We start from the raw sequence: 20,272 nt of genomic DNA on the forward strand, positions 1-20,272 counted from the left end.
ATCATGACAGGACGGCCGGGCGGCAGCGTACGAAGTCCTGGATGTCGTCGCGCACGTACGCGCCCATGAGTACGTCAGGATCGCGATTGCGAGCGGCACGAGGGCGGCGCGGGACTCAGGCGGCGGTCGAAGCCCGCCGTTGCGACCGGGCCGCCGCGGCGGCGATGTTCACCGGGATCCGCCCGAAGATCAGCCCGTGGAACGGTGAGATGCCCCACCAGTAGAGGTGGCCGAGCAGCCCGCGCGGATGGAAGATCGCCCGCTGGGTGTAGTACGTGCGCCCGCCCTCCTCGCGTACCCCGAGCTCCAGCCAGGCCAGGCCGGGCAGGCGCATCTCGGCGCGCAGGCGCAGCAGCCGGCCGGGCAGCACCTCCTCCACCCGCCAGAAGTCGACCGCGTCGCCCACCCGCAGCCGGACCGGGTCGCGCCGCCCGCGCCGCAGCCCCACGCCGCCGAAGAGCCGGTCGAGCAGGCCGCGCACCTGCCAGGCGACGGGCAGGGAGTACCAGCCGTTCTCGCCGCCGACGGCCTCGATGACCCGCCACAACGTCTCGGGGCCGGCGTCCACGGGTCTGGCGCGACGGTCGACGTAGAGGCTGCCGCCGGTCCAGCCGGGGTCGGTGGGCAGAGGATCACTCGGCGCGCCCGGCGTGGACGCCGACGACCAGCGGGTCGCCACGTCGGCCTCCTTGATCTTCTGCAGCGCCAGGGAGACGGCCTGGCGGAAGCCGGTCAGCCCGCCCTCGGGATCGGGTACGTACCGAGCGACGTCGTGCTCGCGGCAGACGGCCTCGGTGCGTACGGACTCGACCAGCGGGCGCGCGATGCCCGCGGGCACCGGCGTGACCAGCCCGACCCAGTGGCTGGACAGCTTGGGGGTGAGCACCGGCACCGGGACGATCACCCGGGACGGCAGCCCTGCCACGGAGGCGTACCCGTGCATCATGTCGGCGTAGGTGAGCACGTCGGGACCGCCGATGTCGAACGACCGGTTCACCTCGCCGGGGACGGCCGCCCAGGCCACGAGGTAGTGCAGCACGTCACGGATGGCGATGGGCTGCGTGGGCGTGCGCACCCAGCGCGGCGTGGTCATGACGGGCAGCCGTTCGGTGAGGTGGCGCAGCATCTCGAACGACGCCGAGCCGGAGCCGATGATGACGGCGGCGCGCAGCACCACGGCGGGCACGTCCGACCGCAGGAAGATCTCGCCCACCTCGGCGCGCGAGGTCATGTGCGGGGAGAGCGGCTCGTCGGCGGCCAGCCCGCCGAGGTAGACGACGCGCCGCACGCCCGCCCGCCCGGCCGCCGCCGCGAACGTGCCCGCGGCCAGGCGGTCCTGCTCGGCGAACCGGCCGGACGTGCCCATCGCGTGGATCAGGTAGTACGCGACCTCGATACCGCGCAGCGCCCGGTACGTCTGTTCGGGGTCGGTGGCGTCCGCCTCGGCGACCTCGGTCCGGCCGGACCACGGCAGGTCGCGCAGCCTGGCCGCCGAGCGCACCATGCACCGGACGTCGTGACCGGCGGCGAGCAGCTGGGGGACCAGGCGTCCCCCGATGTAGCCGGTCGCCCCTGTGACCAGGCAGTTCGCCATCCGAAGCCCCCTCACGCGGCCTGTCAGCCTGCTCCGTTCCCCGGGGGCGCCGCCCTCATGCGCTCACGCCGTCGAGCCGTGCCGCGCGGCGGCCGCCGCCCACACCGCTGCCGGGGTCAGCGGCATGTCGATGTGCTCGACGTCGAGGGCGTCGCACACGGCGTTGACCACGGCGGGCGGGATGCCGATGCAGCCGGCCTCGCCCGCGCCCTTGGCCCCCAGCGGCGTGTTGGGGTTGGGCGTGACGGTCTCCAGCAGGGTGACCGGCGGCATGTCGGCGGCGGTGGGCAGCAGGTAGTCCAGCAGGGTGCGCGCGTACGGCATGCCGTCGGCGCCGATGACCGCCTGCTCGTGCAGCGCCTGCCCGAGGCCCTGGGCGATCGAGCCGTGGCCCTGGCCGTCGACGATCATGGGGTTGACGACCACCCCGTAGTCGTCCGCGGCGACCAGTTTCAGCACGCCGACCGTCCCGAGGTCCGGGTCGATCTCGACGACGGCCACGTGCGCGCCGTACGGGAAGGCCTGCGGCGGGGTGAGGATCTCGTCGGCGCGCAGCGGCCCGGTACGGGCGACCAGCTCGCCGAGCGCGAGCCCGGTGATCGGTCCCGCGTCGACGCCGGCGCCCAGCTCGCCCCCCGTTCCCGGGCCGGGCGGCTCACCGGCCAGCATCCGGCCCCGCGCGTAGGTGACGTCGTCCTCCTGCAGGCCGAGCAGGCCCGCGCACCGGCGGCGCGCGGCGGCGACCAGCGACTCGGCGGCCCGCCACAGCGCCGCCCCGCCCACCTGCATGGAACGGCTGCCGAAGGTGGCGAACCCGTGGGGCACCTCGCCGGTGTCGCCTTCCACGACGCGGACCAGATCGACGTCCACGTCCAGCACCGAGGCCACGACCTGCGCGAACGCGGTCAAGTGGCCCTGCCCGGTGGACGTGGACCCGACGCGGGCGATGAACGTGCCGTCCGCGCACGCCTCCACGCTGCCGAACTCCTCGCTGTCCGGCGGCCCTCCCGAGCGCTCGACGAACGTGGCGATGCCCACGCCGATCGGCGCTCCGCCCTCCTGGCGGCGCCTGGCCTGCTCGGCGCGGACGTCGTCGTAGCCGGCGGCGGCCAGGGCCCGCTCCAGCGTGGCGGCGTAGTCGCCCGAGTCGTAGGTGCGTCCTGTCGGCGTGAGGTAGGGGAACTGGCCGGGGCGGATGAAGTTGCGGCGGCGCAGCTCGGCGGGGTCCATGCCGAGCCGCCTGGCGAGCCGGTCCACGGTGCGTTCGAGCGCGTACGCGGCCTCGGGGCGGCCCGCGCCGCGGTAGGACGCGGTCGGGGCGGAGGTGGTGGCCACGCACCGGACCCGCGTGTGCACCCGCGGCGTACGGTAGGCGCCGGTGCTCATCGCCCCCGTCATCATGGGGACGAACGCCCCGGTGTGCGGGTAGGCGCCGACACCGGCGTCGATCAGCAGCTCGTAGGCGAGGAAGGTGCCGTCGGCGTCGGCCGCGAGCCGTACGCGCTGGTCCTGGCCGCGGCCGCGCGGGCCGGCCAGCATGGCCTCGGCGCGGTCCTCGCACCAGCGCACGGGCCGGCCGAGCCGGATCGCGAGCAGGGCGGCGACGACGTACTCGGGGTAGGTCTGGCTCTTGGCGCCGAACGCGCCGCCGGTGGCCGGGACGATGACCCTGATCCGCTCCCTCTCCAGGCCGAGCAGCTCGGCGAGCGAGTCGCGCAGGCGGTGCTGGGCCTGGTGGGAGACCCACACGGTGAGCCCGCCGTGCTCGCCTGGCTCGGCCAGGACGGCCCTCGGCTCCAGGGACGTGGGCAGCAGCAACTGCTCGCGGTAGGCGGCCTCGACGACCACGGGCGCGGCGGCGAACACGTCGTCGGCCGGCGCGCCGAAGGTGTGTTCGGCGAGCACGTTGCCGCTCCCGTCGAACAGCGGAGGCGCCGCCTGGGCGCTGACCGGGTCGCAGACGGCGGGCAGCGGTTCGAGGTCCAGCCGTACGGCCTCCGCGGCGTCCTCGGCCTGGGCGCGCGTGGCCGCGGCGGTCACGGCCAGCGCCTCGCCCGGGTAGCGGACGCGCCCGGTGGCGAGCAGCGGCCACGGCGGCGACTCCTCGGCGCCGGGCAGGGCGCGGGCGGCGAGGTAGGGCAGGTCGGCGGCGGACCACGCCCCGGCGACCCCTTCCTCCTTCAGCGCGGCGGCGACGTCGACGCCGCGGACCACCGCGTGCGGCACCGGGCTGCGGGTGAAGGCCAGCTCCAGGGTGCCGGACAGGTCCAGGTCGGCGACCCGGCGGGCACGCCCGGTGAGCAGGTCGTGGTCCTCGCGCCGAGCGAGCGGCATCCCGATGTACCGCAATGTTTGGACACCCCCGCGTTCGGTACCAACGTGGGTATCGGATGCCCGGGATGAGGGACATGAAACCGCCGCAATTCGACTACGTAGCGCCCGTTTCCGTGCCGGAGGCAGTGGCCGTGCTGGCCGAGCGCGGGCCGCACAGCCGCGTGCTCGCGGGAGGGCAGAGCCTGCTCATCGAGCTGCGCTACCGGACCGCGCGCCCGGCCCTCGTGGTCGACGTCAACCGCGTCCCCGGGTTGTCGGACGTCACGGTCGAAGACGGTTCCGTGCACGTCGGCGCGCTCGTCCGGCACGCCCAGCTGGAGCGCGCCCGCTTCGACGACCCGCTGGCCGGCCTGTTCCGCCAGGTCGCGCCGTACGTCGCCCATCCGCCCGTCCGTGCGCGTGGCACCTTCGCCGGCAGCCTGGCCTGGGCGCATCCGGCGTCGGAGTGGTGCGCGCTGGCCATGGCCCTCGACGCGGGGATCGAGCTGGACGGCCCGTCCGGCCCGCGTACGGTGCCCGCCGCCTCCTGGTTCCGCGGCCCGTTCACCACCGCCTGCCTGCCGGAGGAACTGGTCACCGGCGTACGGCTGCCGCGCCCGCCGGCCGGGGCCGTCGCGGCGTTCGCCGAGCACCGCCGGACGCACGGCAGCTTCGCGCTCGCCGCCGCCCTCGTCATGCTGCGCGTCTCCGAGGACCGCGTCGACTGGGCGCGCATCGGGCTGGCCAACGCCGCCGACGTCCCCTTGCGCGCCGTCGAGGCCGAACGGCTCATCACCGGGGAGCCGCCGCAGCCGGACCTGCTCGCGCAGGCCGCGGCACGGGCCGCCGCCGAGGCCGACCCGCCCGACGAGCCGCACGCGCCGGCCGCCTACCGCAGGCACGCGCTGGCCACCCTGGTACGGCGCTGCCTCACCCGAGCCGTCGAGACCGCGGGAGCACCATGAACGTCGAGTTCACCGTCAACGGCGGCGCCCACCGGCTCGACGTCGAGCCGCGCACCAGCCTCGCCGACATGCTGCGCGACCGGCTCGGGCTGACCGGGACGACGCTCGGCTGCGAGCACGGGGTCTGCGGCTCGTGCACCGTGCTGGTCGACGGCACCGCCGTACGTTCCTGCCTGGTCCTGGCCGTGCAGGCGGGCGGCGCCGACATCCGTACGGTCGAGGGCCTCGCGGGCGAGGACGGGCCGCATCCGCTGCAGGAGGCGTTCGCCGCCGAGCACGCCCTGCAGTGCGGGTTCTGCACGCCGGGGTTCCTCATGCTGCTGGCCGGGGCGCTGGCCGAGGAGCCTAACCTGGACCACGACGAGCGGCGGCTGGAGGAGGTGCTCGCCTCCAATCTCTGCCGCTGCACCGGGTACGCGGGCATCCGCCGCGCCGCGGTTCGCGCGGCGGCGGCGCTGCGCGGGGACGGCGCCGCCGGCGTTCACGAGCCGGGGCGCGGGTCCGCGTCGTAGATCCCGATCGACCAGAGCCCCCGCCGGGGGCCGGTCTCGGCCGCGAGCCGCTCCGGCATCGCGGTGATCGCCTCGCGGTCCCACGGCCCGTCGCACGAGCCCGCCCGACGGTCGGCCAGGGCACACTTGTCCGCCGACGTGGGCGAACCGATCGGCGCGTCGGCGGGGAACACCCAGACCTCCACGCTCTGCGGTGCCCGCAGCCAGTCAGGTGTCACCGACCTCTCGTCGTACTGGACCTGCAGGCCCTGACCCAGGCGTACGCACGGGGTGAGGTCGTTCCACTCGCCCTTCGGGTCGCGGACGAGGATCCACGCCTCCGGGTCCGCGCACCGGAGCGCGATCCCGGTATAAACGCTGGTCGGGCGGAACGTGATCCGTACCCGCTCGCCGACGGACCGGTAGGTCTGACCCGAGATCAGCGACACGGGCCCGTGCCTGGTCCCCAGCGTCCGGGGCAGCTCGACGCCCGGCGCGAAGGAGGCCGTGACGTCCGCGGCCGGTTCGCTCCACCACGGCGTCACGGCTCCGGTCAGCGGCACGACCGTCGCGGTGGCCCCCGCCAGCGCCGCCACGGCCGCCCCCGTCGCCATCCGCCGGCGCAGGCGCGTCCTGGCCCCCCGCTGCCTGATCTCGTTCAGCCGGGGCGGCGACCCGGCCCCGCGCACGCTGTTCTCAGTGAACACGGCACGCAGGTCGTCCTCGGTGTACTGGCTCATCGGAGCACCTCCGGCTTCAGATCGTGCAGCGCGGGATCCACCCGCAGCCGCGCCAGCGCCCTGCTCAGTTGTTTCTTCACGCTCCCGACCGAACATCCGAGTACGTCGGCCACCTGCTGCGGGGTGAGATCGTCGAAGTAACGCAGCACGAGCGCCGCGCGCTGCCGGGGCGGCAGCGTGCCGACCGCCGCCCAGAGGTCCGAGCGCCGCGCGATCCCCGTCTCCAGGTCCGGCCCGGCCGGGCGCTCGGGCAGCGCCTCGGTCGGCACCTCACCGCGCCAGCGCCGCCGCCACCAGGAGGCGTGCGTGTTGACGAGGATCCGGTACACGTACGGGTCGGGGTCGGCCCCGATCCTGCGCCACGCGGTCCACGCCTTGACCAGGGCCGTCTGCACGAGGTCCTCGGCGGCCTGCCAGTCGCGGGTCAGCAGGTACGCCGTCCGGCACAACCGCTCGTGTCGCTGGCCGACATATTCGGCGAACCCATCCGCCATCACATCCTCCCGGACCATTCCGTCTCACGGTGTACTACCGGTTGGCGGAGCGGTCCGGGTGACCGGGCGCCGAACCTTTTCGGGCGGCCATGCTCGATTCGCGCACGACCAGCTCGGTGGCCAGCTCGACGTGAGGGGAGTCGATCTCCTCGCCGGCGGCCAGGCGCAGGGCCGTGCGCAGGGCGACGCCCCCCATCTCACGCAGCGGCTGGCGTACGGTGGTCAGCTGGGGTGAGGACATGTAGGCGACCTCCGTGTCGTCGAAGCCGACGACGCTGAGGTCCTCGGGGACGCGCAGGCCACGGGCCCTGGCGGCGTGGATGGCGCCGAGGGCGGCCTCGTCGCAGGCGGCGAAGACGGCCGTCGGCGCGGGGGAGAGGCCGAGCAGGGCGGCGCCGCCCTGCACGCCGTCGCGGTAGCAGTAGCCGGGGGTGACCACGTACCCCGGCAGGACGGGCACATCCGCGGCCTCCATGGCGGCGCGGTAGCCGTGCATGCGGGCCTGGTTGGAGGCCGCGGTGGCGGGGCCGCCGAGATAGGCGATGCGGCGGTGGCCGAGGCTCAGCAGGTGCTGGGTGGCGGACATGCCGCCGGCGAAGTTGGTGGGGCCGACGCTGGTCACCAGGGCGCTCGGCAGGTAGAGCGGGTCCACCACGACGACCGGCAGGCCGGCCCGTGTCAGGGCGGCGAGCTGCGCCGGGGGCGGCTCCTCGAACAGGGAGATCAGAGCCCGGTGCCCGGCGGTCACGTCGAGGGGCCCGGCGTTCCTTTTGGTGACGACGACCGACACGCCCACCGCGGCGCCCGCCTCGATCGTGCCCTTCATGATCTCGGACTCGTAGGAGCCGAGCTCGTCCGCCCGCACCTCGACCGTGGCGGGCTGGGCCGGGCCGCGGCGCGGAGGGACGTACCCGTGCTCGTGCAGCAGGTCCCGCACCAGAGCCCGGGTGGCCGGTGCGACGTCGCTGCGGCCGTTGAGCACCTTGGACACGGTCGCCACCGACACACCGGCCGCGGCGGCAACGGTGGCCAGCGTGGCACGTCTGCGACTCACTGCATCGCCCCTCCCGATATCCGGCATTCACCTTATCCGGCTCAGAGCTGCACAGGTACGACCAAAAGCCCAGCAGTGCATGCTCCTCCTATATGCGCTATAAATGTAGCGATACATATGTAGCGAACCTGAGGAGTCTCATGGACGACGTCGTCATCGTGGGCGCGGGCCCGACCGGGCTCATGGCCGCCTGCGAGCTGGCTCTGGCTGGCGTACGCTGCAGGATCGTCGACAAGCGGAACGGTGAGGCCGGCGTCACCCGGGCGTTCGGCCTGCACGCCCGCGCGCTGGAACTGCTCGACGCCCGGGGCCTGGGAGACGAGCTGGTCGCGCGGGGCAACCCGCTCGGCACGGTGCATCCCGCGTACGCCTCCCGCGTCGACTTCGAGCGGCTCGACACGCGCTACCCGATGTTGCTGATCGTGCCGCAGAGCGGCACCGAGGAGGTGCTGCGCGAGCGCGCCGCCGAGCTCGGCGTGCGGATCGTCAGGAACGCCGAGGTCACCGGCCTCTCCCAGAACGCCGATTCCGTACGGCTCACGCTGCGGGACGGCGCCGAACTGCCGACCAGGTACGTCATCGGCGCCGACGGCGCCCACAGCACCGTGCGCGAACTGCTGGATGTGGGCTTCGCGGGCGAGACCTACAGCCTGCCCATGCTGCTGGCCGATGTCCGCATATCCGGGCCGGAACTGCCGCCCATCACCCAGGTCGGCCCGGCGGGCGCGGTCGTGGCCATCCCGTTCGGCGACGGCTGGTTCCGGGTCGGCGCGTGGCTGCTGGACGGGGACGATCCCGACCGGGAGCCGGCCTTCGGGCAGATCCGCCGCGCGTTCGAGGACATCGCCGGCACCGACTACCGGATGAGCGAGCCGCGCTGGTTCTCCCGCTTCGCCGCCGAGCGCCGCCAGGCCCGCAGCTACCGGTCCGGACGGGTGTTCCTGGCCGGCGACGCCGCGCACGTGAACTCTCCCATCGGCGGCCAGGGCATGAACACCGGCGTGCAGGACGCCGTCAACCTCGGTTGGAAGCTCGCCGCCGACCTGCGCGGATGGGCCCCGCCGTGGCTGCTCGGCACTTACCACGCCGAGCGGCATCCGGTGGGTGCCTCCGTGCTGGAGTTGACCGACCATCTCACCCGGCTGGTGCTGACCGGCTCGCGGCTCCGGCTGCGGGTGAACCGGCACGTCATGGCCGCCCTGCTGCGCACCGGCCCCGGCCGCCGCCGCATCCTGGGGCTGATGTCCGGATTGGAGATCGCCTATCCTCCCGGCGACGCGCACGCCCACCCGCTGGCCGGCCGGCGCGCGCCCGACGGGCCGACCACGGGCGGCCGGCTCTACGAGGTGCTCCGGGAGGGCCGGTTCGTCCTGCTGGCCCACGGTGACGCCGGCGCCGCGCGGCCGTGGGCGGACCGGGTCCGGCCGGTGCGCCCGCTCGGTGGCCTGCGGCCGCAGGCGGCGCTGATCCGGCCCGACGGATACGTGGCCTGGGCGGGAGATCACGACGGCATCCGGCAGGCTCTGGTGAAATGGTGCGGCCCAGCCGAGCACACAGCTCAGCACACAGCCGAGCACAGAGCCGGGCACACAGCCGAGCACAGAGCCGGGCACGCAACTCAGCACACAGCCGGCCACACGACGGACCACAACGACCGGGGAGAGCGACCCGACCGTGCCACGCCCTAACCCTCAACGCCGCGAACACCTCGTCGCCGCCGCCATCGCGGTACTCGCGGAGAAAGGCTCCCGCGGGCTGACCCACCGAGCCGTCGACGCCGCCGCAGGCGTCCCCGACGGCACCGCCTCGCGCTACTTCCGCACCCGCGACGCCCTGATGGACGCCATCATCCAGCGGATCGGCCGGCGTCTGTCCGAACGGGTCGACGCCCACGTGGTGCGCCCGCTCGATCCCGCGCACCTGGAAGAGGCGTTGGTGGAGGTGCTCACGCTGATGGTGGCCGACGAGCGCGGTGAGCCGCTGGCGCTGTTCGAACTGCATCTGGAGAGCACCCGCAACCCCGCCCTGCGCAGCATGCTGGCCGACGCCCTGCGCGGGCGGCGCGACCTCATCGTGCGCCAGTGCCGCGCCGCCGGCATCGCCATCACGGAACAGGACGCGCTGCTGCTGGAGACGAGCGTGCTCGGCCTGCTGCTCACGGCGCTGACCACCGGCGTGCCCGACGATCCCGGCCCGATGATCCGCGCCGCCGCACGCGCCGTACTCGACCGCTACGTCCGCGCGTGATCCGTCAGAACCGGGCCGCTACGTCCGCGTGAGCCGTCAGGGCCGGACCGCGCCGGCCAGGCGGCCGCGCCAGTAGTCGTCGAGGTCGACCACCTTGATCACGTCCCCGGTCTGCGGCGCGTGCACCATCTTCCCGTCGCCCGCGTACATCCCCATGTGGCCCAGCCCCTTGCTGAAGAGCAGGTCGCCGGGTTCCACATCGTCCAGGGGCACGCGACGGCCGGCGCCCCAGCTCCACTGGCTCCAGGTGGTGCGCGGCAGCTCGACCCCCGCCGCGCGCCAGGCGGCCTGGACGAGGCCGGAGCAGTCGAAGGAGCCGGGGCCCGTGCCACCGTACCGGTACGGCTTGCCCACCTGGGCGAAGGCGAACGTGAGTGCCGTGCGGGCGTTGCCCGACGCCGCCCCCGTGTACGGGATGCCGGGGCTGGCCGGGTCGCCCTTGTTGAAGCGGCCAAGCCGGCGCAGGAGCTTGGTCTGCCGCTCGACCAGCTTGTCGACCTTCGCCTTCTCTCCGCGTACCTTGTCTCGGGCCGCGTCGGCCTCGCGCAGGACCGTTCTGGCCTGGTCGCGCCGGGCGCGCAGGTCCTTGGTCGCGGCCTCGAAGGCGCGCACCTTCGCCGCCTCGGCCTGGGCGATCTGGTCGAGGGAGGCCATGGAGCCGAGGACCGCCTCGGGGTCGCTGCGGCCGGCCAGCCCGCTCCAGGCGGGGAAGGCGCCGAGCCGGTAGTCGCGGGCGGCCAGTGCGGCGAGGTCTCCGCGCAGGGCATCGGCCCGGGCCTTCCTGCGCCCGACCTCGGCGTTGAGGGCGTCGTACGTCTTCTTCGCCTTCTTGTGGGCCTCCGTGGCCTGGTTGTACCGCTCGACCATCTGGTCGGCCTGCTCGTTGAGCTTCACCAGCCTGGCCCTGGCCTTGGCGGGAGACGGGTCGGCGGCGGCCGTGCCCGGGACGCCGAGCAGCGTGGCCGCCGCCAGCGCGACGGCCGTCGCGGTCCGCCTGGACCCTGCGGGTACGGCCACTGCGCACGCCTCCTCACGATCGCCACGTCATGGGGAGATACGCGGGCCGTGCCGGAGGTGTTCAGTGGTGCGGGTCAGGCCGGCGACGGGTCGGCCCACCGGAATTCGACGCCGGTGAGCTTCTCCGGCAGCTGCCACAGCCGCTGGGCGGTGGCGGCGTCGTGCATCCCGGGTGCGTGGGTGACCCGGGTGGGGGAGCCGTAGGCGTGGAACGGCCCCCGCGGCACGACGAAGCTGCCGCCCGGCAGGTCGGGGGCCGTCGCCGCGTGCGGGCCGGCTTCGTTGGGCAGGGCGTAGCGGCGGGTGGTGTCGAGGGAACCGTGGCCGAGGCGCGGGGGTCACAGGTCACCGCGGCGCCAGGCCTCGGTCTCGGCCTGCAGCGCACGCTCGTCCGGCGCGGGGGCGCGCACCCCGTCCATCCAGCGGCGCAGCAGCGGTGCGAGGTCGTCCAGCTCGGCGGGCCCGACCGACTCGTGCGCGGTGAGGTAGGCGACCAGTGGCCCGGTGACGGGACGGCCGGCGTCGCAGCGGCCGCACAGCAGCACCTCGCCGACGCCCATGACCGGCCGTCCCGAGGCGTTCGTCCAGCCGTGCGGGACGCGGACCACGGCCAGCACCTCACCGGTACGGCAGCGCGGGCAGGCCGCGCCCGGCGTCACCGGGCTCATGCCGTCCCGATCGAGCCGGCCCCCAGCAGCGCCTTGACGTCGCCGTAGAACGCCGGCTCCGCGGCGACGCTGAAGGGTTCGAGGTGGAGCAGCAGGTCCTTGCGGCCCCGGCGGTGCAGGCGCACGTGCACGGGTGCCCGCCCCGGATGGGCGCTCAGGATGTGCTTGAACTCCCGCACCAGCCGCAGGGTCAGCCGCGTCTCCTGGATCGAGATGACCACGGGGGAGGCGGTGTCGTCGGCGGAGACGTCGAGCACGGTGATCTCCTCGCCGTAGACGCTCATCGTCTCGTCGCGCACGTTGATGCGGCCCCTGACGGAGATCACGCGGTCCTCGGCCAGCAGTTCGCCGTAGAGCGTGTACGTCTTGGGGAAGATGAGGCACTCCACGGAGGCGTCGTGGTCCTCGAGGGTGACGATGGCCCACGGGTTGCCCTGTTTGGTGACCTTGCGCTGCAGGCCCGAGATGATGCCGCTGACGCGGGTCACGCCTTCCTGCCGCTCGGAGGCGAGCAGGCCGGCGATCGTGACGTCACGGTTGGCGTCGAGGACCCGTTCTGCGCCGTCGAGGGGGTGGCTCGACACGTACAGGCCGAGCATCTCGCGCTCGAAGGCCAGCAGGGTGGCCTTGTCCCACTCGCCGTCCGGGATCGCGACCGAGAACGCGCCCGTCCGGCCCGGCTCGCCGAACAGGGAGTCCTGGCCCTGCGCCTCGTTGCGTTTGAGGTCGATGACCGCGTCGATGGCCTGCTCGTGCACCGCGACGAGGGCCGCCCGGTCGTGCCCGAGGCTGTCGAACGCGCCGCTCTTGGCCAGCGACTCGATCACGCGCTTGTTGCAGACGACGGTCGGCACCTTGGCGAGGAAGTCGTTGAAGTCGGTGTAGCGGCCCTTGGCGGCGCGGGCGGTGACGATCGCGTCCACCACGTTGGATCCGACGTTGCGGACCGCGCCCAGGCCGAAGCGGATGTCGGAGCCGACGGCGGCGAAGTCGAGGCGGCTCTCGTTGACGTCGGGCGGCAGCACCCTGATGCCGAGCCGGCGGCAGTCGGACAGGTAGACGGCCATCTTGTCCTTGTCGTCGCCGACGGAGGTGAGCAGCGCGGCCAGGTATTCGGAGGGGTGGTTGGCCTTGAGGTAGGCGGTCCAGTAGGAGACCAGGCCGTAGCCGGCGGTGTGCGACTTGTTGAAGCCGTAGCCGCTGAAGGGCACCAGGACGTCCCAGACCGCCTTGGTCGCCTCGTCGGAGAAGCCCCGGCCGCGCATGCCCGTCGAGAACGTGTCCCACTCGGCGTCCAGGACCTCCTTCTTCTTCTTGCCCATGGCCCTGCGCAGCATGTCGGCGCCGCCGAGCGAGTACCCGGCCAGTTGCTGGGCGATCGCCATGACCTGCTCCTGGAAGACGACCAGGTGGTAGGTGTCGCCGAGGATGGGTTCGAGCGCCTCCTCCAGCTCGGGGTGGATGGGCTCGACCCGCTGCTTGCCGGTCTTGCGCAGCGCGTAGTTGGTGTGCGCGTTCATCTCCATGGGGCCGGGCCGGTAGAGCGCGTTCACGGCCGCGATGTCGGTGAACGTGGTGGGCTGCATCAGCCGCAGCAGGACCCGCATGCCGCCGGAGTCGAGCTGGAACACCCCGAGCGTGTCGCCGCGGGCCAGCAGCTCGTACGTCGTGGGGTCGTCGAGCGGCACGTCGTGGATGTCGATGTCGATGTCCTTGTTGGCGCGCACGTTCGCGACGGCGTCGCCGATGACGGTGAGGTTGCGCAGGCCCAGGAAGTCCATCTTCAGCAGGCCCATGTCCTCGGCCTGCGTGAACGGGAACCCGGTGATGACCGGGCCGTCGGCCTTCGGCTTGACCAGCGGCACCACGTCCATCAGCGGCTCGGACGACAGGATCACGCCGGCGGCGTGGACGCCGGTGCCCCTGGTGAGGTTCTCCACGCCGGTCGCGGTGTCGATGACCCGCTTGACGTCGGGGTCCTGCTCGTACATCTGGCGTAGCTCGGCGGCTTCGCCGTGGCGGGGGTGGCGGTCGTCGTGGATGGCGGCGAGCGGGATCTCCTTGCCGCCGTTGGCCGCGGGGAACGCCTTGGTGATGCGGTCGCCCAGAGCGTACGGCAGGCCCAGCACGCGGCAGGAGTCCTTGACGGCGGCCTTGGCCTTGATGGTGCCGAACGTGACGATCTGGCAGACGTGGTCCTCGCCGTACTTGCGGGTGACGTAGTCGATCATCTCGTCGCGCCGCCGGTCGTCGAAGTCGAGGTCGACGTCGGGCATGGTGACGCGTTCGGGGTTGAGGAAGCGTTCGAAGATCAGCTTGTGCTCGATGGGGTCGAGCTCGGTGATGCCCGTGCAGTACGCGACCATCGACCCCGTGGCCGAGCCTCGGCCGGGGCCGAGGCCGATGCCGTTCTCGCGGGCGAAGCGGCAGATGTCGGCGACCACCAGGAAGTAGCCGGGAAAGCCCATGGTGTCGATGACGGACAGCTCGTAGTCGATGCGCTCCAGCACCTCCTGGGGCGGATCGCCGTGGTAGCGGCGGCGCGCGCCGTCCAGGGCCTCCTTGCGCAGCCAGCTCGACTCGCTCTCGCCTTCGGGCACGGGGAAGCGCGGCGTCAGGTCGCGGTGGGCGAACACCTCGCCGTAGTCGCCGATCCGCTCGGCGATCAGCAGCGTGTTGTCGCACGCGCCGGGAACCTCGGCGTCCCACAGCGCCCGCATCTCCTCGGCGGTCTTGACGTAGTAGCCGCTGCCGCCGAAGCGGAAGCGGTCGGTGTCGGCGAGCCGTTTGCCGGTGCCGATGCACAGCAGCGCGTCGTGCGCCTGGGCCTGACTCTCGGTCACGTAGTGGGAGTCGTTGGTGGCCAGTGGCGGCAGGCCGAGCGTGCGGCCGAGCCTGAGCAGGTCCTCGCGGACCCGGCGTTCGATGGCCAGGCCGTGGTCCATGAGTTCCAGGAAGTAGTTGTCCTTGCCGAAGACGTCCCGGTAGCGGGCGGCGGCCTCGACGGCCTGGTCGTACTGGCCGAGGCGCAGGCGGGTCTGTACCTCGCCGGAGGGGCAGCCGGTGGTGGCGATGATGCCCTGGCCGTGTTCGGCGAACAGTTCATCATCCATACGCGGATATTTCTGGACGTGTCCTTCCAGCCAGGCCCGCGACTGCAACCGGAACAGGTTCCGCAACCCCTGCGCGCCGGCCGCCCACATGGTCATGTGCGTGTACAGGCCGCGTCCCGAGACGTCACCACCCTCGCCCGTGTCGTCGTTCGACCTGCGCAGGGCGAGGTTGTCGCTGTAGAAGACCGGCTGCCGGTGGCGCCGCGACGCGGGGGCGACGTAGGCCTCGATGCCGATGATCGGCCTGACGCCCGCCTTGCGCGCCGCATGGTAGAACTCGTACGCGCCGTGCACGTTGCCGTGGTCGCTCATGGCCACGGCGGGCATGCCCTGACGTGACACCTCGTCCATGAGGAGGCCGACCTTGGCGGCGCCGTCGAGCATGCTGTACTCGGTGTGCACGTGCAAATGGACGAAGGACCCCACCGGCCGAGACTCCTCACGGTTGTAAGCTCGTACGCGACCCGAGCATTCGACCCGAGGGCAGGCAGGGTTGTCCAACAATCGACACGCCGATCCGCCACAACCATCGGTTGTGACCGAAGCGCCGAAGGAGCTGGATCTCGGCGCCGTGCGCGCGTTCGTCGCCATCGCCGATGACCGCTCCTTCGGCGAGGCCGCCGCCGGGCTCGGCATCAGCCAGCAGGCGATCTCCAAGCGGATCGCCCGGCTGGAGTCGGGCCTCGGCCTGACCCTGCTCTTCCGCTCGCGCAGCGGAGCCGCGCTCACCGAGGACGGCAGGGCGTTCCTCCCGCACGCGCGTGCCCTCGTCGGGCTCGCCGACCAGGCGGTGGAGGCGCTGCGCGGCCGGCGCCGCGCGCTGCGGATCGACGTGCTCGACACGCGGCTGTCGGCCTCGGTCGACCTGGTCAGGGCGTTCCACCAGGCCACCGAGCAGGCCGACATCGAGATCATCACCTCCAACGGCCTGAGGTCGGCACGCGAAGCGCTCGCCCGCGGAGCCATCGACGCCGCCTTCGCCCGCGTCGCCGGGCCTGTGGAGGAGCACCTGCGGCACATGCCCGCCTACCTGGAGCCCGTGCACGTGCTGGTCGGCCGTGACCATCCGCTGGCAGGTCTTCGGGAGGTGGAGGTCGAACGGCTGGCCGGCTCGACCGTGTGGATGCCCGGCAACGTCCCCGGCAGCGAGTGGGCCGACTTCTACCGCCTGCTGGGCACCGCGTTCGGCATCACCATCGACGACAGCGGGCCGGACTTCGGCTGGGAGTATTTCGTGGAGGAGATCGCCTCCGGGGGACGCATCGGTTTCGTGGGCATGGCGTGCCGGCTGCCCTGGCACCCGCGTACCGTCCAGCTCCCGGTCGTCGACCCCGTCCCCGTCTATCCGTGCTCGCTGCTCCTCCACCGGCAGAACCAGCATCCGCTGCTGGCCGCGCTCGCCGGCTGCGTGCGCGCCGGCTTCCGCCCGTACGATCCGCGGCGCCAGTGGCTGCCCCAACCCGACCGCGCCGCGTTCTCCCAGAAATAATCCGGCGTCCTCTGTCGATCCCGGGCCGTCCCGCTCGACGCGTCAGTGAGACAGCGAATCGTGTCGATGAAAAGGAACGACCATGCGGAAGATCATTGAGCAGGGCGTGGTGACGTTGGACGGCCAGATCAGCACCCCGCAGGACTGGCTGGCCACGTACTGGGCGGGGGAGTTCGAACAGCGCTCCCGCGACCTGCTCTTCTCCGTGGACACCCTGCTCTACGGGCGGCTCAGCTACGAGGCGCACGCGCCGGTCTGGCCGCGGCTGGAGGCGGAGTTCGGCGACTACGCGGTACGGATGAACACCATCCCGAAGTACGTCGCCTCGACCACGCTGAAGGAGACCACCTGGAACACCACCCTCATCGAGGGGGACGTCGTCGAGGAGGTCGCCCGGCTGAAGAAACAGCCCGGCGGCGACATCCTGAAGGTCGGCACGGGCGGCACGCTCAGCCGCACCCTGCTCCGGCACGGGCTGGTCGACGAATACCTGTTCTGGTTGTTCCCGGTGATCGCGGGCAGCGGCGGGCGCCTGTACGACGGGATCGACCCCACCCATCTCCAGCTGGACGACGTCACCCGGCTGGACAACGGCATCCTCGGCCTCACCTACACCCCGAAGTGAGCGGTCATCCGATGACGAAGGGGAGCCTCCCGGCCAGGTCGCCCAGGGCGGCCCGCTCCGCGTCGGCCGGGGCCTGCCGTCCGGTGCCGATGAGCAGCGCGTCCCGGTCGGACAACGACGCGGGGAAGGCGGCCCCGGCGAGCTGCTCCAGCATCTCGCGGGACCGGGCGAGCCCTTCGGCGGGAGGTTGCTCCGCGTCCGGCAGGTGCGCGATCAGGTCGAGGTGGTGCAGCGTCCACTCCAGCACGTACGCCGACAGATAGTCGCCCGCGGTGAGCACCATGTCCTGGGTGGCGACCCGCTGGGCGGGGTCGGCGAGCCGGGCCGCGCGGCCGGCGGCGGAGCCGACGTCGTCGAGGTGGAACTTGAGCAGCCGTGGCTCCTCGTACGCGGCGGCCAGCCGGACGATCAGCGCGTCGAGCGGGTCGTCGCCGGTGGGCGGCGTCGAGCCGACCTTCCAGTAGGTCACCGCGTCGCTGGTCGGCTCCTCGTCCGCCGGTGTCACGAGCGTGATCAGGACGTCCTGGGCGTCGATGACCAGGTGACACGCCAGGTCCCGCACGAGCCAGCCGGCGCAGCCGGACGGCCGCGCGAAGTCCTCGTCGGGCAGGTCGGCGACCGCTGTGCGCAGCGCCGTCCAGGAGCGCGTGAAAAGATCCATCCGGTCACGGTAGTGCGGTGCGGGGAACGCGGACAACTGCCTTTCCCCGAGGTCAGCGCCGCTGCCTACGGTGTCCGTTCCCCCTGCGAGGGGACCGGCGCGGCGACGGGCAGCAGGTGCGGGCGTTTGGCGGTGCGGCCGTCGCCGGAGGAGCGGCCGCGCAGGCGTCTGCCGGCCCAGGGGCCGAGGAAGGCGGCGACCCAGCGCAGCTCGGCGCCCGCGGCACTCCACCGGGACCGGGCGGGCTCGGGCGGCAGCGGGCGGGTCCACGCGTCGCTGCTGTCCGGCAGCCCGAGCGCGTGGGCGACGGCCGCGGCGATGCGTTCGTGCCCGAGCGGGCCGGCGTGCAGCCGGTCGGGGCTCCACAACCGGGCGTCCGTGACGACGGGGTGGTGGGCGGTCTCGGCGACCACCACCCCGTGGCGGCGGGCCGCGGTTCGGATGCGCTGGTTGAGCGCGGCGGCGCGCGGGCCGAACGGGCGTGCGAGCGGGGTGATCCGCCCCAGGTCGGGGAAGGTGAGGGTGGCCACGCGTGCGCCCTGGGCGGTGAGCGCGGCGAACATCGCCTCCAGGTGGTCGCCCACCTCGTCGGCGTCGAAGCGGGGCCGCAGCAGGTCATTGACCCCTGCGACGACGGTCGCCAGGTCGGGACGCAGGGCGAGGGCCGGTCCGAGCTGTTCGGCGTGGACCTGGGCGGCCACGCGCCCGCGTACGGCCAGGTTGGCGTAGCGCAGGCCGGGGCTCGCGGCGGCGAGCAGCTCGGCGAGCCGGTCGGCCCATCCGCGCAGGCCGTTGACGTCGTCGCCGTCGCCCATTCCCTCGGTCTGGCTGTCGCCCAGGGCGACGTAACGCCGGTGGTCACCCTCGCGCATGTGCCGTCCGCCTCTGCTCCAGGATCGCCGCGCTCCGGCGGCACCAGTCTCGGTTGCCCTGCTCGAACGCGATGCCGCGCAGGCACGTCAGGTAGGGGCCGACGCGCTCGCCGTATCGCAGGAACTCCTCCTCGCTCATGTCGCCGCGCAGCTTGCGCAGCAGGCCACCGAGCAGATCGATCTTGGCGTCGGCGAACACGGCCCGCTCCGTGAGCTTCGCGATGAGCACGTCAGCGGCGATGTGGTCGGCGGCCTGGACCTTCACGAGCAGGTCGTCGCGGATGAAGGACGGTTTGTTGTGCGTCGCCGCGAACCGCTCCAGCTCGGCCAGGCCGGCGTCGGTCACGGTGAACAGGCGTTTGGTGGGCCGGGTGTCCTGCACCACCTCCCGGCCGCTGACCAGCCCGTCGTGCTCCAGACGGGTGAGCTCGGCGTAGAGCTGCTGGGGGAGGGCGTGCCAGAAGTTGGCCACGCCGAGGTCGAACGCCTTGGCCAGCTGGTATCCGCTGAGCTCCTCGCCCAGCAGTGCCGCCAGCACGGCGTGCCGCAGTGCCATGGCGACCTCCTCCCTTCTCCTGGGAATGCCGCCATGATAGTCAAGGATCTGACTATTCAACAATCTGACTAGGGAGGACGGCCATGACCGCCGCCGACCGATTCCGCGCCGCCGTCGAGCGGCGCGACCTCACCGAGATCAACACGCTGTTCGCCGACGACGCGCGCTTCTACAGCCCGGTGACGTTCGTGCCCTTCGAGGGCAGAGCCGCCATCCTGGGGTTGTTCGGCGTGCTGCTGCGCGTCTTCGAGGACTTCCGGTACGTCGGCAGGCTCGACGGCGAGGTTGAGACCAACGCCGACGGCGCCGGCAGCCCGGCCACCGTCCTGGTCTTCTCGGCCACCGTACGCGGCAGGCAGATCCACGGCATCGACCTCATCCACCTGGACGACGCCGGCCTGATCAAGGAGTTCACGGTGATGGTGCGCCCGAAGTCCGCGGTCGAGGCGCTGGGCGAGGCCGTCGGCGACGCCCTCGCCGCCGAAGGGCTCCTGCCGGAGCGCTGAGCCCTACCCCGTCGTCGTGGACGCGCCGGCGTCCGTCCCGATCCCGGTCGCGATGATCTCGACCGCCTGGCGCACGGCCTCGGCCTGGGCCGGGGCCAGCCCGTCGAGGAACGGTTCGAGCTGCGCCGGGTCCCATCCGTGCGCCCCCGGCCCGAGGACTGCCAGCAGGTGCTCCATGCTGTAGCCGGCCAGCGCCCTGGCCAGCGGCGCGATCCTGGGGTCGCCCGGCTCGGCGTCGGCCAGCTCGTCCAGCCTGCGGTAGAACGCGTGCCCCACGGCCGCCGCCTCAGGATCGGCGGCGACCGACTCCAGCTGCGCGAGGGCGCGCCCCCTGCCGGGCTCGGCGGCCACGCTGTCCATCACCATGAGCAGCTCGCGGTCCCAGGCCGCCGCCTTCGACTCGGGCAGGCTCACCGCGCGAAGGAGCACCAGCAGGTCGGGCGAGGCGACGTCGTCGGGGCCGAGCCGCCCCGGCCCGGCCCGCCTGAGCAGCTCCGCCAGCCTCGCCCGCCGCTCCCCGATCTCGCGCTCCTGCCTGGCCAGATCCGCGTCGATCTCGGCGAGGATCTCGGGCAGTTCCCTCGACCGGTCCTCGGCGATCACCTCACGTGCCTCCTCCAGGCTCAGCCCGAGCTGGACGAGGCGGCGTACGCGGGCCAGAGCGACGGCGTCGCGCATGCCGTAGTCGCGGTATCCGTTGGCCCGGCGCGGCGGCTCCGGCAGCACGCCCTGTTGGTGGTAGTGGCGCACCGTCCGGGTCGACACCCCGAGCAGCGCGGCCAGCTCTCCGATCCGCATGCCCCCAGTAAAGCCTCCACCCCCCGGGAAGGGACAACCGGCCACGGCGGAAACCAGTCCGGCCGCCGG

20 protein-coding genes are annotated in these 20,272 nt (G+C 72.9%); 7 read left to right on the plus strand and 13 right to left on the minus strand.

Annotated elements, in window-relative coordinates:
• Positions 1–115 precede the first annotated feature (115 nt).
• Together E1295_RS04395 and E1295_RS04400 are read right to left on the minus strand one after the other, a co-directional pair.
• Entirely contained in the window at positions 116–1,594 is a 1,479-nt protein-coding gene (locus tag E1295_RS04395; RefSeq protein ID WP_132628360.1) for an SDR family oxidoreductase, read from the minus strand.
• Between the two features lie 63 nt (positions 1,595–1,657).
• A complete protein-coding gene (locus E1295_RS04400) occupies positions 1,658–3,928 on the minus strand; it encodes a xanthine dehydrogenase family protein molybdopterin-binding subunit (protein WP_132628361.1) in 2,271 nt (756 codons plus the stop codon).
• 74 nt (positions 3,929–4,002) lie between these two features.
• On the opposite strand from E1295_RS04400, the gene E1295_RS04405 reads away from it, so the two are divergent.
• Both E1295_RS04405 and E1295_RS04410 read left to right on the plus strand, forming a co-directional pair.
• Positions 4,003–4,872, plus strand: coding sequence for an FAD binding domain-containing protein (locus E1295_RS04405; RefSeq protein WP_132628362.1), 870 nt, complete (start codon positions 4,003–4,005; stop codon positions 4,870–4,872).
• A complete protein-coding gene (locus E1295_RS04410; protein WP_132628363.1) occupies positions 4,869–5,384 on the plus strand; it encodes a (2Fe-2S)-binding protein in 516 nt (171 codons plus the stop codon). The genes E1295_RS04405 and E1295_RS04410 overlap by 4 nt, the downstream gene beginning before the upstream one ends.
• Here E1295_RS04410 and E1295_RS04415 read toward each other — a convergent pair.
• Genes E1295_RS04415 through E1295_RS04425 form a run of 3 tightly spaced genes read right to left on the minus strand, consistent with a single transcriptional unit; the run spans position 5,354 to position 7,651 of the window.
• Positions 5,354–6,103: a hypothetical protein gene (locus E1295_RS04415; RefSeq protein ID WP_132628364.1), complete on the minus strand. Its 750-nt coding sequence runs from the start codon at positions 6,101–6,103 to the stop codon at positions 5,354–5,356. The two genes, E1295_RS04410 and E1295_RS04415, sit on opposite strands and share 31 nt — an antisense overlap.
• Entirely contained in the window at positions 6,100–6,597 is a 498-nt protein-coding gene (locus E1295_RS04420) for a SigE family RNA polymerase sigma factor (protein WP_132628365.1), read from the minus strand. Before E1295_RS04420 ends, E1295_RS04415 begins: the two co-directional genes overlap by 4 nt.
• Before the next feature lie 34 nt (positions 6,598–6,631).
• Entirely contained in the window at positions 6,632–7,651 is a 1,020-nt protein-coding gene (locus E1295_RS04425; RefSeq protein ID WP_246079835.1) for a LacI family DNA-binding transcriptional regulator, read from the minus strand.
• Between the two features lie 140 nt (positions 7,652–7,791).
• On the opposite strand from E1295_RS04425, the gene E1295_RS04430 reads away from it, so the two are divergent.
• Both E1295_RS04430 and E1295_RS04435 read left to right on the plus strand, forming a co-directional pair.
• Positions 7,792–9,339: an FAD-dependent monooxygenase gene (locus tag E1295_RS04430; protein ID WP_181957950.1), complete on the plus strand. Its 1,548-nt coding sequence runs from the start codon at positions 7,792–7,794 to the stop codon at positions 9,337–9,339.
• Positions 9,326–9,898: a TetR/AcrR family transcriptional regulator gene (locus E1295_RS04435; RefSeq protein WP_132628367.1), complete on the plus strand. Its 573-nt coding sequence runs from the start codon at positions 9,326–9,328 to the stop codon at positions 9,896–9,898. Before E1295_RS04430 ends, E1295_RS04435 begins: the two co-directional genes overlap by 14 nt.
• Before the next feature lie 36 nt (positions 9,899–9,934).
• On the opposite strand, the gene E1295_RS04440 is transcribed toward E1295_RS04435, so the two are convergent.
• The 4 genes from E1295_RS04440 to dnaE form a co-directional block, all read right to left on the minus strand.
• Positions 9,935–10,915 (minus strand): C40 family peptidase, encoded by a 981-nt coding sequence (locus E1295_RS04440; RefSeq protein WP_246079836.1) that lies wholly within the window; start codon positions 10,913–10,915, stop codon positions 9,935–9,937.
• Positions 10,916–10,989: 74 nt separating this feature from the next.
• Positions 10,990–11,142 carry a hypothetical protein gene (locus tag E1295_RS48475; protein ID WP_166427072.1) on the minus strand — a complete coding sequence of 51 codons (153 nt, stop codon included), beginning with the start codon at positions 11,140–11,142 and terminating at the stop codon, positions 10,990–10,992.
• A gap of 111 nt (positions 11,143–11,253) precedes the next feature.
• Positions 11,254–11,583: a DUF6300 family protein gene (locus E1295_RS04445; protein ID WP_132628368.1), complete on the minus strand. Its 330-nt coding sequence runs from the start codon at positions 11,581–11,583 to the stop codon at positions 11,254–11,256.
• Positions 11,580–15,122 (minus strand): DNA polymerase III subunit alpha, encoded by a 3,543-nt coding sequence (gene dnaE, locus E1295_RS04450; RefSeq protein ID WP_281284716.1) that lies wholly within the window; start codon positions 15,120–15,122, stop codon positions 11,580–11,582. Before dnaE ends, E1295_RS04445 begins: the two co-directional genes overlap by 4 nt.
• A gap of 109 nt (positions 15,123–15,231) precedes the next feature.
• On the opposite strand from dnaE, the gene E1295_RS04455 reads away from it, so the two are divergent.
• Together E1295_RS04455 and E1295_RS04460 are read left to right on the plus strand one after the other, a co-directional pair.
• The gene (locus E1295_RS04455; RefSeq protein ID WP_132628370.1) at positions 15,232–16,185 is read left to right on the plus strand and encodes a LysR family transcriptional regulator; all 954 of its coding nucleotides are present in this window, start codon (positions 15,232–15,234) and stop codon (positions 16,183–16,185) included.
• An 82-nt stretch (positions 16,186–16,267) separates the two neighbouring features.
• On the plus strand, positions 16,268–16,810 hold the full coding sequence (locus E1295_RS04460; protein ID WP_132628371.1) for a dihydrofolate reductase family protein: 543 nt from the start codon (positions 16,268–16,270) through the stop codon (positions 16,808–16,810).
• Positions 16,811–16,814: 4 nt separating this feature from the next.
• On the opposite strand, the gene E1295_RS04465 is transcribed toward E1295_RS04460, so the two are convergent.
• The 3 genes from E1295_RS04465 to E1295_RS04475 all read right to left on the minus strand — a co-directional run bounded on the left by E1295_RS04465 (position 16,815) and on the right by E1295_RS04475 (position 18,899).
• Positions 16,815–17,471, minus strand: a complete 657-nt coding sequence (locus E1295_RS04465; protein WP_132628372.1) for a maleylpyruvate isomerase N-terminal domain-containing protein — start codon at positions 17,469–17,471, stop codon at positions 16,815–16,817.
• A 65-nt stretch (positions 17,472–17,536) separates the two neighbouring features.
• A complete protein-coding gene (locus tag E1295_RS04470; RefSeq protein ID WP_132628373.1) occupies positions 17,537–18,343 on the minus strand; it encodes an SGNH/GDSL hydrolase family protein in 807 nt (268 codons plus the stop codon).
• On the minus strand, positions 18,330–18,899 hold the full coding sequence (locus tag E1295_RS04475; protein ID WP_132628374.1) for a PadR family transcriptional regulator: 570 nt from the start codon (positions 18,897–18,899) through the stop codon (positions 18,330–18,332). Before E1295_RS04475 ends, E1295_RS04470 begins: the two co-directional genes overlap by 14 nt.
• An 83-nt stretch (positions 18,900–18,982) precedes the next feature.
• On the opposite strand from E1295_RS04475, the gene E1295_RS04480 reads away from it, so the two are divergent.
• Complete coding sequence (locus E1295_RS04480) at positions 18,983–19,405, plus strand: nuclear transport factor 2 family protein (protein ID WP_132628375.1); 423 nt, start codon at positions 18,983–18,985, stop codon at positions 19,403–19,405.
• 3 nt (positions 19,406–19,408) lie between these two features.
• Here the strand turns inward: E1295_RS04480 and E1295_RS04485 are convergent, their stop codons facing one another.
• Positions 19,409–20,203 (minus strand): MerR family transcriptional regulator, encoded by a 795-nt coding sequence (locus tag E1295_RS04485; RefSeq protein ID WP_132628376.1) that lies wholly within the window; start codon positions 20,201–20,203, stop codon positions 19,409–19,411.
• Positions 20,204–20,272: the final 69 nt, after the last annotated feature.

This window comes from Nonomuraea mesophila, assembly GCF_004352805.1.
Taxonomy (GTDB): domain Bacteria; phylum Actinomycetota; class Actinomycetes; order Streptosporangiales; family Streptosporangiaceae; genus Nonomuraea; species Nonomuraea longispora.

Excerpts from the sequence above, each read along its gene's own strand:
- E1295_RS04420 (WP_132628365.1), bottom strand. The coding sequence starts at position 6,597 with ATGGCGGATGGGTTCGCCGAATATGTCGGCCAGCGACACGAGCGGTTG.
- E1295_RS04480 (WP_132628375.1), top strand. The coding sequence starts at position 18,983 with ATGACCGCCGCCGACCGATTCCGCGCCGCCGTCGAGCGGCGCGACCTC.
- E1295_RS04405 (WP_132628362.1), top strand. The coding sequence starts at position 4,003 with ATGAAACCGCCGCAATTCGACTACGTAGCGCCCGTTTCCGTGCCGGAG.
- E1295_RS04465 (WP_132628372.1), bottom strand. The coding sequence starts at position 17,471 with ATGGATCTTTTCACGCGCTCCTGGACGGCGCTGCGCACAGCGGTCGCC.
- E1295_RS04395 (WP_132628360.1), bottom strand. The coding sequence starts at position 1,594 with ATGGCGAACTGCCTGGTCACAGGGGCGACCGGCTACATCGGGGGACGC.
- E1295_RS04470 (WP_132628373.1), bottom strand. The coding sequence starts at position 18,343 with ATGCGCGAGGGTGACCACCGGCGTTACGTCGCCCTGGGCGACAGCCAG.
- E1295_RS04460 (WP_132628371.1), top strand. The coding sequence starts at position 16,268 with ATGCGGAAGATCATTGAGCAGGGCGTGGTGACGTTGGACGGCCAGATC.
- E1295_RS04445 (WP_132628368.1), bottom strand. The coding sequence starts at position 11,583 with ATGAGCCCGGTGACGCCGGGCGCGGCCTGCCCGCGCTGCCGTACCGGT.
- E1295_RS04485 (WP_132628376.1), bottom strand. The coding sequence starts at position 20,203 with ATGCGGATCGGAGAGCTGGCCGCGCTGCTCGGGGTGTCGACCCGGACG.
- E1295_RS04430 (WP_181957950.1), top strand. The coding sequence starts at position 7,792 with ATGGACGACGTCGTCATCGTGGGCGCGGGCCCGACCGGGCTCATGGCC.
- E1295_RS04410 (WP_132628363.1), top strand. The coding sequence starts at position 4,869 with ATGAACGTCGAGTTCACCGTCAACGGCGGCGCCCACCGGCTCGACGTC.
- E1295_RS04415 (WP_132628364.1), bottom strand. The coding sequence starts at position 6,103 with ATGAGCCAGTACACCGAGGACGACCTGCGTGCCGTGTTCACTGAGAAC.
- E1295_RS04400 (WP_132628361.1), bottom strand. The coding sequence starts at position 3,928 with ATGCCGCTCGCTCGGCGCGAGGACCACGACCTGCTCACCGGGCGTGCC.
- E1295_RS04475 (WP_132628374.1), bottom strand. The coding sequence starts at position 18,899 with ATGGCACTGCGGCACGCCGTGCTGGCGGCACTGCTGGGCGAGGAGCTC.